We start from the raw sequence: 13,119 nt of genomic DNA on the forward strand, positions 1-13,119 counted from the left end.
TCCGATGAGTGCTGTAACGATGCTTTGGCGTGTGCTATTGTCAATCGCCTTTCTGTTCACGGTTTTGCCGGCCACGGCGCATGAGATCCGTCCGACCATCGCGGATATCGAAGTTAGCGAAGCGGACGTGACGATGAGCTTGCGGATCACGTTGGAGACGCTGATCGCCGGCATAGACCTTCGCGATATTGACGACACGAACGATGCGCCCGAGGCCGCGGTCTACGATGACCTGCGTGCGTTGGACCCCGACGCGCTGGAGGCTGCGCTGCGCGGCGCCTGGCCGCGGATCAGCGAAGGCTTCATCCTGCAATCGGGCGGCGACCTCCTGTCCCCCGAGATTGCCGCCGTCCAGATCCCGCCCGTTGGAAACGTCGAACTGCCCCGCGACAGCCTGCTGACCATCACAGCCGCCCTGCCGGATGGTGATGCAGGCGTGCAGATCGGCCTCGCCCCGCAATTCGGCACATTCATCCCTCGTCAGATCGGCGGGGAGAAGACGCCTATGAAGGCTTCCTCGATGGTGGCGAACTGACCCCTGAACTGCCGCGGGCCGAGGTGTTGACCGAAGGCGCGGGTGCCGTCTTCCTGCGCTATATCGGGGCGGGGTTCGAACATATCATTCCTCTGGGCGTCGACCACATCCTGTTTGTTTTGGGCCTCTTCTTCTTTTCCACCGTGTTGCGACCGCTTGTCTGGCAAGTCACGGCCTTCACCGTGGCCCACACAACCACGCTTGCGCTGGCCGCAACAAATATCGTCAGTATCCCCGCCAGCATTGTGGAGCCGATGATCGCCGCCACCATCGTCTATGTCGGGGTGGAGAATATGATCTGGCTGGGGCAGCACGCGCGGGCGCACGGCACTGGTTTTCGCGTTCGGCCTCCTACACGGCCTTGGCTTTGCCAGCGTGCTGGGGGACTACGGCATCGCGCCCGACCGCTTCGCTGTGGCCCTGATCGGCTTCAACATCGGCGTGGAATTTGGCCAGCTTGCCGTCCTTGCAATCGCCTTTGTCCTGGTCGGTTGGTTCATCACACGGCCCTGGTATCGCAAGGCCATCGCCATTCCGGCATCTCTCGTCATCGCGGCCATCGGGGCCTTTTGGGTGGTTGAGCGAACTCTCCTATGAGTTTCGTTCGGGACAATGCCCGGTGGCTTGCCACCGGGCTTCTCCTGTCTCTCGGATCTTCCTTCGGACAGACCTACTTCATCGCCCTATTCGCGGGTGAGATCCGGACAACCTACGGGCTGAGCGATGGACAATGGGGCGGGATCTACACCATCGCCACCCTGTCCTCGGCCGCACTACTGATCTTGCTTGGTGGCAAGGCCGATACCGTCCGCCTGTCCCGCCTCGCAGTGATGGTCGCTGCGGCCCTTGCAGGGGCGGCCGTTTTGATGGCGGTTGGGCAATCGGTTTGGCTGCTGATCCTGACTATCTTTCTGCTGCGCTTTTGCGGGCAGGGGATGATGACGCACATGAAGGCCACCGCCATGGCGCGCTGGTTTGTGGCCACGCGCGGACGGGCCATGGCAATCACCAATCTGGGCTACCCCGTGGGAGAGGCGCTTTTGCCGCTGCTTGTCATTGCGGTCGTTGCCAGCATCGGCTGGCGTGCGACTTGGGGCGTGACGGCTTTAGTGATTGTGGTTGTGCTGATCCCGCTGCTTGTCCTGTTGCTTGCGCAGGATCGTGCGCCCAAAGGCTCGGACGGCGGACACGGGGCGCCGGGGCTTTACGGGCGACACTGGACGCGGGGGCAGGTGCTGCGCCATCCACTGTTCTACGCCTTCATCCCCTTCCTGCTGACCCCCGGCTTTATCGGCACCGTAGTGTTCTTCCACGCCGTTCATGTGGCGGAGGTGAAGGGCTGGGACCTGATCGAACTGGGGCCAAGCTATTCCACTTATGCAATCGCCAGCGTCACCGTTGGGTTTCTGTCAGGCAGCCTCGCCGACCGCTTCGGTCCCGTGCGCTTGCTCCCTTTGCACTGATCCCCATGGCCCTGGGCATGTTCCTGATCGGACCCGCCGAAACGCCGATCGGATGGGCCGTCGCACTTGCCCTTGTCGGCGTCACGCAAGGCGTTGCGGCAACGCTCGGTGGAACGCTTATGCCGACGCTGTTTGGCACCGATCATCTGGGCTCAGTCCGGGCAATTGCCACCGCGATCATGGTGGTCTCCACCGCCATCGGGCCGGGGCTGACAGGGTGGGTGATCGACCTTGGCGTCACCTATCCAGAACAAGGCGTCGCGCAGGGCCTGTGGTGCTTGGCTGTCAGCGCCGCGATGGTGCCGGTGATGCTCTGGACAGCCAGCCTGCAAAACACAGAACGGGCGCCCGGTTAGGGGCGCCCGCTGATACGGTCATTTCAAAAGGGATTTATTCCCAACCCACCTCGTTGAAGATTGCTTGCGCCAGCGGAACATTTTCGGCCACGGCGGCAAGGTCCACATCGTCGGCTTCCCATTCGCCAAGGGCCATCACGGACTCGGCAATGGGAACATCGCCGACAACCGGATATTCATCATTGCCCGCGCTGAAATATTGCTGCGCCTGATCCGAGACGAGGTATTCCAGGAACGCGATGGCTGCGTCCGGGTTCGGCGCGTTTGCGGCCACTCCGCCGCCCGACAAATTCACATGGGCCCCGTTGCCGCCCTGGTCCGGGAAGACCCAGCCGATCTGGGCGCGGTCGGCTTCGTTCAGGCCTTCGACTTCGGTGCGAATGGCGCGTCCCATGTAATAGGTGTTTGCAATTGAGATATCGCACTCGCCCGACACAAGGCCGCGCAGCTGGTCGGTATCCCCGCCCTGCGGATCACGGGCGAAATTGTTGACGACGCCGGCGGCCCATTCGCGGGCAGCTTCCTCACCAAAGTTCTCGATCACTGCCGACAAAAGCGTCTGGGAGTAGACGTTGCCGGAGGAGCGATGGCAGACCATGCCTTCATAGGCTGGATCGGCCAGATCAACGTAGGTCTGTGGCGGATTTTCGACGTCGGCAGTGTCGTAGAAGATGATCCGCGCGCGCTGGCTGAAGCCGAACCACAGGTTGTCATCGTCGCGCAGGTTGGCGGGGATTCGTTCGGCCAGAACGTCGCTGTCGACAGGCTGAAGCAGGCCCATATCGGCGGCGCGTTGCAGGCGGGAGGTGTCGACGGTCAGGAAGACGTCGGCGGGGCTGTTTGCGCCCTCGGCTGCCATCCGCGCGATCAGTTCGTCCGCATTGCCTTCGATGCGGTTGATGGTGATGCCGGTCAGATCGGTGAAATCGGAATAGAGCCGCTCATCGGTTTCATAGTGGCGCGAGGAGTAGAGGTTGAGTTCCTGCGCCTGCGCCGCAGTGGCGGCGGAAACGAAGATTGTTGTGGCAAGAAGGGCGGTCAGCGTGCGTGTCATGGATTGCTCCTACATGTTCCTGACTAAAACAGTCAGACGCTTTCAACCCGAGTCTTTGCCCCCGGTCAAGATGTTTCCGACAAAAATAATCGGGTACATTCCGACTTGCAGCTGGTGGGAGGCAGGGCCAGTCTGCCGAGGGGGCTGTAACGCAAGGGGAGGCCGAACATGCGCGCGGGCCTTGCCTGTCTGATCATCGCTTACTGCCTCAGTCAGTTCTTCCGCGCGTTCCTGGCCGTGCTTAGCCCGGCCTTGGCGCAGGATGTTGGCACCACAACCGCCGACCTCGCCCAGGCCTCAGGCCTATGGTTCGCCGCGTTTGCGGTGATGCAGCTGCCCGTTGGATGGGCGCTCGACACCATCGGGCCGCGCCGCACGTCTTTTGCGCTTTTCACAATCGGCGCAGTGGGCGGCTGCGTTGTCTTTGCCACGGCGAGCGCGCCGTGGATGATCTCGCTGGCCATGGCGATGATCGGCATCGGCTGCGCGCCAATCCTGATGTCGTCCTACTTTATCTTCGCCCGCACCTTCTCACTCGCCGTCTTCGGCACGCTGGCGGGGGTCACCGTCGGCATCTCATCGCTCGGCAACCTGCTTTCCCCCGCGCCACTCGCCACTGCCGTCGAGGCCTTCGGCTGGCGCGAGACGCTGTGGGCCACTGCCGCCTTTACCGCCCTCATCGCCATAGGGATCGGTGCGTTCGTCCGCGACCCCGCCAAACCGGAGGGGAGGCCAAAGGCTCCTTCGCGGAACTGCTCCGCATCCGTGCGCTTTGGCCGATCCTGATTGGCATGTTCATCTGCTACGCGCCCATGGCGGGCATTCGCGGCCTTTGGATCAGCCCTTACATCAGCGAAAGCTTCGGGGCCTCGCTGGAACAGATCGGCACCGCCACTCTGGTCATGGGTCTTGCCATGGTGGCGGGAAACTTCGTCTACGGCCCAATCGACCGTATCGCCCGAAGCCGCAAATGGGCCATTGTTGCAGGAAATCTGATCGTGGCCGCGCTGTGCGGGCTGTTGTTCATCGCGCCGCCCGGGTCCGTGGGCACAGCGGTCGTGATCTTTGCTGCGATCGGCCTGTTCGGCGCCTCATACCCGGCCGTCATGGCCCATGGGCGCAGCTTCCTACCGCCGCACCTGACCGGGCGGGGTGTAACGCTTCTGAACCTGTTCGGGATGGGCGGGGCGGGCGTGATGCAGTTCGTCTCTGGCCCGACCCACGCGTCGCTCGCCACCACGATGGGGGCAGAGGCCGCGTTCGGCGTGCTTTTTGCACTATTCGCGGCGGCGATCCTTCTGGGGCTCGCCGCCTACGCAGTCTCTAAAGATGGTTAAGCAGCCGATTTCCGGCGACGGTTGCGGCGCGGACGGCGCGGTTTGCCTTCGGCGTTCATTGGCTTCGGGCTGCGATTGCGTTGACCGCCTCCGCCACCTCCACCGCCGCCGCGACGACGCCCGCCACGGGACGGCTTCTCAACCTTCACCGCCTCGGGCCGTTCGCCATGGGTCACGGGAATGCTGATCTTCATCAGCTTCTCGATGTCCTTCAGCAGATCGACCTCCTCGGCGGAAACAAGGGCAATCGCCTCCCCCTCACGGCCCGCCCGCGCGGTCCGGCCAATGCGGTGCACATAATTGTCGGGCGTATCGGGCAGCTCATAGTTGATCACGTAAGCCACGTCGGGAATATCGATGCCACGCGCGGCCACATCCGTCGCCACAAGGATCTTAACCGACCCTTCACGGAACGCCTTGATCGCACGGTCGCGCTGACCCTGAGACTTGTTGCCGTGGATCGAAGCCGCGTTGAACCCGTCGGCCACAAGCCCCTTCATCAGCTTTTCACAGCCATGCTTCGTCCGCCCAAAGACCAGCACCAGCGCGTCCGGGTCCTTGCGCAGGATCGCGCGCAGGGCATCGCCCTTCTCGGGCTTGGACATGAACCGCACGCTTTGCGTGATCTTGTCCGCCGCCTTGCCGGGGGTGAGACCTGAACCCGCTTGGGATTGTTGAGATAGGATTGCGAAAGCTCTTCCATCTGCTTCGGCATCGTCGCCGAAAACAACATCGTCTGCCGTGGCGTGCCAAGGGCAGGCGCGATCTTGCGCAAGGCGTGGATGAAGCCCAGGTCCAGCATCTGGTCCGCTTCGTCCAGCACCAGATGGCGCACGGTATCCAGGCGGATCGCCTTCCGCTCCATCAGGTCGATCAGGCGGCCCGGCGTGGCGACGAGGATATCGGTGCCACGCGACAGCATGTTGATCTGCCTGTTGATGCTTTGCCCACCCACAACCGTGCCGACCTTGATCGGCGTGTTCTGGGTGAAGACCTTCAGGTTGTCAGCAATCTGGTTCACCAGCTCGCGCGTTGGCGCAAGGATCAGCGCGCGCGCCGTCTTGGGGTCGGGCTTGCCGTGCAGACCCAGCAGATGCTCGATCAGCGGCAGACCGAAAGCCAGCGTCTTGCCGGTACCGGTCTGGGCAAGGCCCATGATGTCGTGTCCGTCCAGCGCAAGCGGGATCGCCTGGTTCTGGATCGGGGTGGGTTCCTTGAAGTTGTTTTCCTTCAGGGCCTTGGAAAGGCTCGGTTTCAGGCCGAGCATGTCGAAATCAAACAATAGATGTCCTTTCGGGCCCACGCCAAAGGACGCAAGCCGAAACTATGCCACAACTCATGCGTGGCGGGGCGAGGGTGCGACCGGGCGGCTCATCCGCCGATCGTCAGAGCCCTGCGTGATGGGGATCTTGGGAATATGTATCGGTGCTGGTGGCCCGTACTTCGGGGCGACTGCTCACGCGGCAGTGCAGCATCGTTGGACGCCACATGGACCCGGCGGGCCAACAAGTCAAGTATCAGCGGCGCTTATGACACCCTTCAGTGATCTTGGTGTTGCCCTCTTTCCTTGCCCGGACGCATGGCGTAAAGCCGCGCCGTCCCATTCAAAAGGAACAGATCATGGGTTACCGAGTCGTCGTCGCAGGCGCCACCGGCAACGTGGGCCGCGAAATGCTGAACATCCTGGCCGAGCGCCAGTTCCCCGTCGATGAGATCGTGGCGCTTGCCTCGCGTCGGTCGCTGGGGTCCGAGTGCAGCTTCGGTGACAAGACACTCAAGACCAAGGACCTTGATACGTTCGATTTCACGGGCTGGGATATCGCGCTGTTCGCCATTGGCTCGGACGCGACGAAGACATACGCGCCCAAGGCTGCGAAGGTCGGCTGTATCGTGATCGATAACTCTTCGCTCTACCGCTACGATCCGGAGATCCCGCTGGTCGTGCCCGAGGTGAACCCCGAGGCCGTCGATCAGGTGCACAACAAGAACATTATCGCCAACCCGAACTGCTCGACCGCGCAGATGGTTGTGGCGCTCAAGCCGCTGCATGACCGTGCAAAGATCAAGCGTGTGGTCGTGTCGACCTACCAGTCGGTTTCAGGGGCCGGGAAGGAAGGCATGGATGAGCTGTGGGAGCAGACCAAGGCTGTCTACAACCCGGTGAAAGATGTCCCGCCCACGAAATTCCAGCGCCAGATCGCCTTCAACGTGATCCCGCAGATCGACGTCTTCATGGAGGACGGCACCACCAAGGAAGAATGGAAGATGGTGGTGGAGACGAAGAAGATCGTCGATCCCTCCATCAAGGTCACCGCCACCTGCGTTCGCGTGCCGGTGTTCGTGGGCCATTCCGAGGCGGTGAATATCGAATTCGAAGAGTTCCTCGACGAGGATGAGGCGCGCGATATCCTGCGCGAGGCACCGGGCATCATGGTCATCGATAAGCGTGAAGATGGCGGCTATACGACACCGGTGGAATGCGTGGGCGACTATGCCACCTTCATCAGCCGCATCCGTCAGGACTCGACCATCGAGAACGGCCTGAACCTTTGGTGCGTGTCCGATAACCTGCGCAAGGGCGCGGCGTTGAATGCCGTGCAGATCGCCGAGACCTTGGGCAATCGGGTGCTGAAAAAGGCCTGATCGGGGTGCTTTCAGGGGTTAACAAAAGGTAAACGATTTCTCTTAAATTAAGATAAAGCAAATGCTTAGGCGGTTTGTGCAAGCTTGCACAAACCGCTTTTTTGTGGCCGACCCAAGGATTGGCCGGTGGCCCGCGTCTTACCTTCATATCCACCCTCCCTGCCGGGCCGGGTTTCCCCACCTTGTTTGGCGGGGCGACCCGGCCGATGGTGGGACTGACCCTATTTAAAGGACCCTTCGCCAATGAAACGCCTTTTCCTGACGACTGCCATTTGCCTGACCCTTCCCTTCGCCGCGCAGGCCGATGATTTCCTCGTCCGCGCTGACCTAACCGACGCGCTCGTCTACGCCAATGGCGCCGCCCTGACCCGCTCTGGCACTGTGACGTTGCCCGCCGGCCAGCACCGCCTGATCGTCGCTATGCCCGACCTCTACGAAGCCCGCCTGCCCCAGATGACCGGCGCGGATGGCCAGCGCCTCGGCGTGCCGCAGGACCTCGTGAATTTCCCCATCGAAGAAGGCGCGCTGGATACAGAAGCTCAAGCCAATGCCCGCGCCGCTGTTGAGGCCGCCGAAGATGCGCTGCAAGCCGTACAGGATGCATTGGTCGAGGCGGATGCCGAGATCCGGTCCATCGAAACCCAGCAAACCTACGTCTCCGCCATCTTGCGCGGTGGTGAGAATGGCGTGTCCATGCCCGACGATCCCGCGCTTGTGCCACAGTTTCTGGCGACGCTTGGTGCGGAAACCGAGCGCCTTTCGCAAGAACGCCAAGCTGCCGCCGTCGCCCGCCGTGATCTGGCCGAGGCCGTGACCGACGCGCAGACCGAATTGGCCCGTGCTACGCAAGCCCTGCAAGAGCTGCGCCCGCTTGGCACCCAGATCACCGCTTATGCGATTGACGTCGTGGTGGCCGAGGAAGGTGAGCTGGCGTTCGAGCTCGACTATCTGTCCCAATCCGCGGGGTGGGAGCCGGCCTACGAGATGGAACTGGATACCGATACCGGCGTTCTAGAGGTAGACCGTTTCGTCGTCCTGCGGACGAACGGGGCTGCGACATGGGACGGCGTCGACGTCACATTCTCAACTGCCACGCCGGGCCGCGACCGGCATCCGAGCGAATTGGCTTCCATCCCCGCCCGGCTCATCGATCCCGAGGAAATCCCTGTGCAGGGGGCTTCGGACTGATGTCTATGGGTGATGCCGAAAGTCGTGTTGGCGTTGTTCCGACCCAATCACTCATTGCTGGCGCCGCGGCCCCGGCGATGGAACCCGTCGTCATCGTCGAAGACACCGGTGTGCTTGGCGCGCAATTCGATGGCCTGTCCATCACTTACCCTTATGGCGATCCCGTCAGTGTCGGCCCCTCGGGCGAGATCATCCTGCCCTTCGACACGGTCACGCTGGACACGGAGATGGAAAACCGCGCGATCCCCCGCCATGACGTCACCGCCTTCCTGGTCGCCCAGGTCGAAAACACGCTGGGCGAGCCGATTCTGCCGGGCGAGGCTGTCTTCTTCCGCGATGGTGCGCTGATGGGCGACGGGTATCTGCCGCTGATCGCTGCGGGCGCAGATGTTGAGATGGGCTTTGGCCCGCTCGACCACCTGCAACTGCGCTGGATCGACCGTTCGCTTGCGGAGGGGGATCGTGGGTTATTCACGACCTCCACAACGCAGGCGCGTGAATTGGCGTTCGGCGTGACGAACACCGGAACAGAGGCGGAAGACGTCCGTATCCTCTACGCGGTTCCGTTCGCCGAACAGGAAGACCTTGAGCTGGACGTGAGCCTGAGCCCGCGCCCATCCGAGGAGGATGTCGATGACCAACGTGGCGTTCATGCCTGGGAGTTGGTTGTGGCATCCGGAGAAGAGGCCCTGATTGAGCTTCGGGCCGAATTTGAATTCCCTGACGGCCAAATCCTCGACTGGCGGCCCTAATCGTCCTCGATCAGGATGACCTCTCCCTCATCCTCGATCAGGTCGGGGAACAAGTCAGGATGATCCCCGGCTGTGGCCCGGTGCATTACGCGCCGGGCCAATTCGGTTTGTGCAGGGCTAGGCAAGGCAGCGCCAAACTTGGCAATCAGATCCGCATACCTCCAACCCAAATCAGCCGTTTTGCAGATCCTTGCCGCCGTCGCTGTGCAATAGAGCGCGAGGCCTCCGCCACGTTCGCGGAACGTGTAGCCATGGGCTGCAAACCGGCATTGTAGATCTTCCCAATCCGCAGCTTCAGCCAGATCGACTGCGAGGCGGGCACGTAAGTGGCCGAGAAGGGGTTGATTGCGCCCTTCCTCCACCCTGTCGGGTGTCCGCGCAGTGCGGATATGGGGTGTGAGGGCCTGAACCAGCAGTTTGTGGGCAAGAGTCGCGGGCGACATCTGATCTGCCCGCGCGCATCGGCGGAGGGCGGCAAGCGCCTCGGGTGGCAGGTCAATGGCGATGGGGGCGGACATATCCATGCCGACACCCCATCCGATTCTGGTTAAGCCGGAGTTAAGTCAGCCTTCGACAGTTTCTTGCAGCCGGGCGAGACCACGCTCGTAATCCGCGCCGACCAGCCCATCCATCATGAGGCCAATCCAGCGCCCGATCGGGCCACCGCCCATATCGGCATCCAGCCCCCAGACAACGCGTGTCGCGTCGCCGTCCGGCTCAAGCCGCCACCAGGCCTCCGCCGTGCCCATATCGCCGAAATCGAGCTCGGTCCGGACACTCTCATTCTCAATAATTTCCACGATCTCTTGCCGTCCATTGCCGACATCGGGATGATCCGATGTCCATTCCATGACATTGCCAACACCCGTATCCGGGCCTGAATAGGCGACCTGCATGTCCGGGTCGATATCGCCCCAAGGGGACCATTCCGCAAAGGCCTGAAGTGAGCTGACATGGGGGAAGACCGCGTCCGGCGGCGCATTTACCACCAGATCCCGCTCAACGATCACATGTCTGGGCAGGAACATTCCGACAATCGCCAGAACCGCTACAAGGCCGACAAGGCCGATCAGGATATTTCGAAGAATACGCATGGCGCCCTCCCGCGCAGGTTATTTGCACGCGATACTACCACAAGTTGTGCACTTTTTTGCAAGAGCGCTCGGACGGATCAGAATCGTTCGGCCCGAAGTACCTGACAATCACTGACGCTGATCACCCCGATATGCTTTTCGACCACGGCAAAGGCCTTGTTGAGCAAGTCGTCCAGTTTGTCGGGCGCAATGATGCAGATCACCTGAACCATTCCCTGGCCCCGGCCGATCTGGCCTTCGCGGCTCCAATTGCCGGACCGGCCACCGCCCGCCAAGACGGGCAGCACTGAATACCCGCTGACGCCTGCATTTTCCATGGCGTCGGTCAGGCGGGATTGCATCACAGCCTCGATGATCACGGCTACGCGCTTTGCATTGTGGGTTTGCATGGGGCTCAGCCTCCGGTCACGAAAGAGGCAACCGCGAGGTAGAGCGGGATGCCAAGGGTCAGGTTGAAGGGGAATGTCACGCCAAGTGACAGGGTCAGGTAGATCGATGGGTTCGCCTCGGGCAAAGCCACGCGCATCGCGGCTGGCACAGCGATGTAGGAGGCTGAGGCCGACAGCGTCATGAACAGCACAACACCGCCGGGGCTGAGACCTAGGAGGACCCCCGCCAGCAGCCCAAAGGCTGACCCGACGACCGGCATGACAACGCCGAAAAGGAACAGGCCGGGCTTCAGCACACCGCGCGCTTCACGCAAACCGCGCCCCGCCACCAGACCCATGTCCAGAAGGAACAGGCACAGCACGCCCTGGAAGGGCGTCACGATAAAGGGCGCAATCAGGTCCAGACCCTCCGAGCCGGTGATGACCCCGATGAGGAACGATCCGACTAGCAGAACGATTGACCCGTTCAGCAAAATCTCTCGCATCAGGCCTGCATCCATCTGCGCGGCACCCTTGTCGAAGCGGGCAATCAGCCACAGGGCCGAAAGGATGGCAGGCGCCTCCATCACGGCGGCGACGGCGACCATGTAACCTTCGGAGTCGAGCCCTGCACCCTGCACCACGGAGGTGGCGGCCACAAAGGTCACGATGGAGATGGAGCCGTAGTGGCCGGCGACAGCGGCGGCATCCACAACAGATAGGCCCGTCATCACCCGCAAAAGCGCGAAGGCCACCATTGGTATGGCGAAGGACAGTACAAGGCCCGCGACCAGCGAGAGGATCAGCGTTGCATCGATGCCGTTATCGGCCACCGCCGCACCGCCTTTGAAGCCGATGGCGAACAGCAGGTAGATCGACATGCCCTTCGCAATCGCCTCGGGGATCGAGAGATCGGATCGGGCAAAGGCGGCCAGAACGCCGAGTGCAAAGAACAGGATGATCGGCGACAGCAGATTATCTGCGGCAAGCGCCAGCATTCCCTCCATCGAGGTCTCCCCATCTACAGCGGCCGTCTGACCGGGGCTTTACGGGGGCAGTGGCGGCTGTGCAAGTCAGGCGGGGGCGAAATGCCTTATTGTCCCGTCAAAGGCCTCGATCCCCATATCCTCAATATCCGTCCAAAGGCCATGGAGGCTGAGGCTGCCGTCATCGACGGCGGATTTCACGAACGGATAGGTCAGCAGATTCTCAAGGCTGACATGCACCCCTTCCTTTTCGAGCGCCATCTGTTTGGCATCAGGGTCGGCGATATCCGCCACCCGTGAAAAGCCGGGCCGCAGAATATCGAGCCAGCGACCGATCAGGCTTGTTTCCTTTTCGAACTCGGGCGCCTCGTCCGAGCACATGGCGATGCAGCCGGCCACACCGCCGCACCGGGAATGACCGATGATCACGATGTGGGAGACCTTCAAATGATTGACCGCATATTCCACCGCCGCGCCGGTCCCATGGTTGTGAACACCTGGTGCATAGGGCGGTACGAGGTTCGCGATATTGCGATGTACAAACAATTCGCCGGTCTTTTGACCGAAGATAGAAGTGACATCGACCCGGCTGTCGCAACAGGCAATCACCATGGCTTTGGGATGTTGCCCTTCGACGGCAAGCTTTCGGATCAGATCGCGGCTTTCAGGAAAGCTTGTGTCTTTCCAGTTATTGTAGCGTTTGAGCAGATAGTCCGGCAGGGATTTTACGCGATGCATCGGGTCGCCTCTTGGATCGTTCAACCTCAGGTTTAACTGGATTTCCATTCAAATTGCAGCCGCTTTTTGCGGCGCGATAAAGGGTTTCTTCAGCACGCTCACAGATGTTCAGCGCCGATCCCTTTCGAGGGCGTCCTGTGGTGGGGGCGAATGAAGTGGAGCGAGTGAATGACACGGAACAAAGGGGTCGGGGTGGCCTCTCATGTGACGGCATTGTCGATGGAAGAACCGGCACGGTTCGACCCGGAATGCCTTGAGGATTTGTGCCACCGAATTGGCGAAGTGCGGGCCGAGGCCGAAGTGGCCCTCGCCCTGCATCGCATTTCGGAGGGATTGCCAAAGCTGCGCGGGCTTCTCGACCGAGATGACCGGATGTTTCAGCGCGATGTCGATCAGATCGCCCGGGACGCCGAGTTGATCGGAATGTCCACGCTGGCCCGGGTCGCGCAATCGGTGCTGCACAGCTACGCCACCGCCAATAACGTCGCACTTGCGGCCACCTTGGCCCGCCTTGAACGTGTTGGCGAAAGGTCCATCCACGCAGTCTGGGATCTGGAGGATCTGTCGGGTTGATCTGACCTTGCGAAGCGGTGCCGGAACGTTAG

General features: G+C 61.7%; 13 protein-coding genes and 4 pseudogenes. 10 read left to right on the forward strand and 7 right to left on the reverse strand.

Annotation, left to right across the window (positions count from 1 at the left end; translation table 11 throughout):
• Positions 1-4 precede the first annotated feature (4 nt).
• From ACZ1HK_RS13895 to ACZ1HK_RS13915, 5 genes and pseudogenes are all read left to right on the forward strand, one after another.
• Entirely contained in the window at positions 5-535 is a 531-nt protein-coding gene (locus ACZ1HK_RS13895; protein WP_472629188.1) for a hypothetical protein, read from the forward strand.
• Positions 536-558: 23 nt separating this feature from the next.
• Positions 559-777: pseudogene (locus tag ACZ1HK_RS13900) on the forward strand (HupE/UreJ family protein); the annotation flags it as partial.
• An 85-nt stretch (positions 778-862) separates the two neighbouring features.
• Positions 863-1,132, forward strand: a pseudogene (locus tag ACZ1HK_RS13905) (HupE/UreJ family protein); the annotation flags it as partial.
• Positions 1,129-1,998: an MFS transporter gene (locus ACZ1HK_RS13910; RefSeq protein ID WP_472629189.1), complete on the forward strand. Its 870-nt coding sequence runs from the start codon at positions 1,129-1,131 to the stop codon at positions 1,996-1,998. The pseudogene ACZ1HK_RS13905 and the gene ACZ1HK_RS13910, both read left to right, overlap by 4 nt.
• Positions 1,999-2,003: 5 nt before the next feature.
• Positions 2,004-2,354 (forward strand): hypothetical protein, encoded by a 351-nt coding sequence (locus ACZ1HK_RS13915; protein ID WP_472629190.1) that lies wholly within the window; start codon positions 2,004-2,006, stop codon positions 2,352-2,354.
• 34 nt (positions 2,355-2,388) lie between these two features.
• On the opposite strand, the gene ACZ1HK_RS13920 is transcribed toward ACZ1HK_RS13915, so the two are convergent.
• Complete coding sequence (locus ACZ1HK_RS13920; protein WP_472629191.1) at positions 2,389-3,408, reverse strand: extracellular solute-binding protein; 1,020 nt, start codon at positions 3,406-3,408, stop codon at positions 2,389-2,391.
• Between the two features lie 168 nt (positions 3,409-3,576).
• Between ACZ1HK_RS13920 and ACZ1HK_RS13925 the strand changes: the two are divergent.
• Positions 3,577-4,745: pseudogene (locus ACZ1HK_RS13925) on the forward strand (MFS transporter).
• On the opposite strand, the pseudogene ACZ1HK_RS13930 reads toward ACZ1HK_RS13925, so the two are convergent.
• Positions 4,742-6,027: pseudogene (locus tag ACZ1HK_RS13930) on the reverse strand (DEAD/DEAH box helicase). The pseudogenes ACZ1HK_RS13925 and ACZ1HK_RS13930 sit on opposite strands and share 4 nt — an antisense overlap.
• A 338-nt stretch (positions 6,028-6,365) precedes the next feature.
• On the opposite strand from ACZ1HK_RS13930, the gene ACZ1HK_RS13935 reads away from it, so the two are divergent.
• The 3 genes from ACZ1HK_RS13935 to ACZ1HK_RS13945 all read left to right on the forward strand — a co-directional run bounded on the left by ACZ1HK_RS13935 (position 6,366) and on the right by ACZ1HK_RS13945 (position 9,328).
• Positions 6,366-7,388, forward strand: a complete 1,023-nt coding sequence (locus ACZ1HK_RS13935; protein ID WP_472629192.1) for an aspartate-semialdehyde dehydrogenase — start codon at positions 6,366-6,368, stop codon at positions 7,386-7,388.
• Between the two features lie 243 nt (positions 7,389-7,631).
• Positions 7,632-8,576 (forward strand): DUF4139 domain-containing protein, encoded by a 945-nt coding sequence (locus ACZ1HK_RS13940; protein ID WP_472629193.1) that lies wholly within the window; start codon positions 7,632-7,634, stop codon positions 8,574-8,576.
• Positions 8,576-9,328, forward strand: coding sequence for a DUF4139 domain-containing protein (locus ACZ1HK_RS13945; RefSeq protein WP_472629194.1), 753 nt, complete (start codon positions 8,576-8,578; stop codon positions 9,326-9,328). The genes ACZ1HK_RS13940 and ACZ1HK_RS13945 overlap by 1 nt, the downstream gene beginning before the upstream one ends.
• On the opposite strand, the gene ACZ1HK_RS13950 is transcribed toward ACZ1HK_RS13945, so the two are convergent.
• The 5 genes from ACZ1HK_RS13950 to ACZ1HK_RS13970 form a co-directional block, all read right to left on the reverse strand.
• Entirely contained in the window at positions 9,325-9,852 is a 528-nt protein-coding gene (locus ACZ1HK_RS13950) for a hypothetical protein (protein WP_472629195.1), read from the reverse strand. The two genes, ACZ1HK_RS13945 and ACZ1HK_RS13950, sit on opposite strands and share 4 nt — an antisense overlap.
• Before the next feature lie 39 nt (positions 9,853-9,891).
• A complete protein-coding gene (locus ACZ1HK_RS13955; RefSeq protein WP_472629196.1) occupies positions 9,892-10,422 on the reverse strand; it encodes an SRPBCC family protein in 531 nt (176 codons plus the stop codon).
• A gap of 77 nt (positions 10,423-10,499) precedes the next feature.
• The gene (locus tag ACZ1HK_RS13960; protein ID WP_472629197.1) at positions 10,500-10,811 is read right to left on the reverse strand and encodes a P-II family nitrogen regulator; all 312 of its coding nucleotides are present in this window, start codon (positions 10,809-10,811) and stop codon (positions 10,500-10,502) included.
• 5 nt (positions 10,812-10,816) lie between these two features.
• A complete protein-coding gene (locus ACZ1HK_RS13965; RefSeq protein WP_472629198.1) occupies positions 10,817-11,797 on the reverse strand; it encodes a sodium-dependent bicarbonate transport family permease in 981 nt (326 codons plus the stop codon).
• A 66-nt stretch (positions 11,798-11,863) separates the two neighbouring features.
• Positions 11,864-12,514, reverse strand: coding sequence for a carbonic anhydrase (locus ACZ1HK_RS13970; protein WP_472629199.1), 651 nt, complete (start codon positions 12,512-12,514; stop codon positions 11,864-11,866).
• A 168-nt stretch (positions 12,515-12,682) separates the two neighbouring features.
• On the opposite strand from ACZ1HK_RS13970, the gene ACZ1HK_RS13975 reads away from it, so the two are divergent.
• Positions 12,683-13,087, forward strand: a complete 405-nt coding sequence (locus ACZ1HK_RS13975) for a hypothetical protein (protein WP_472629200.1) — start codon at positions 12,683-12,685, stop codon at positions 13,085-13,087.
• The last annotated feature ends 32 nt before the right edge of the window (positions 13,088-13,119 follow it).

Source organism: Gymnodinialimonas sp. JB5-7 (assembly GCF_055693405.1).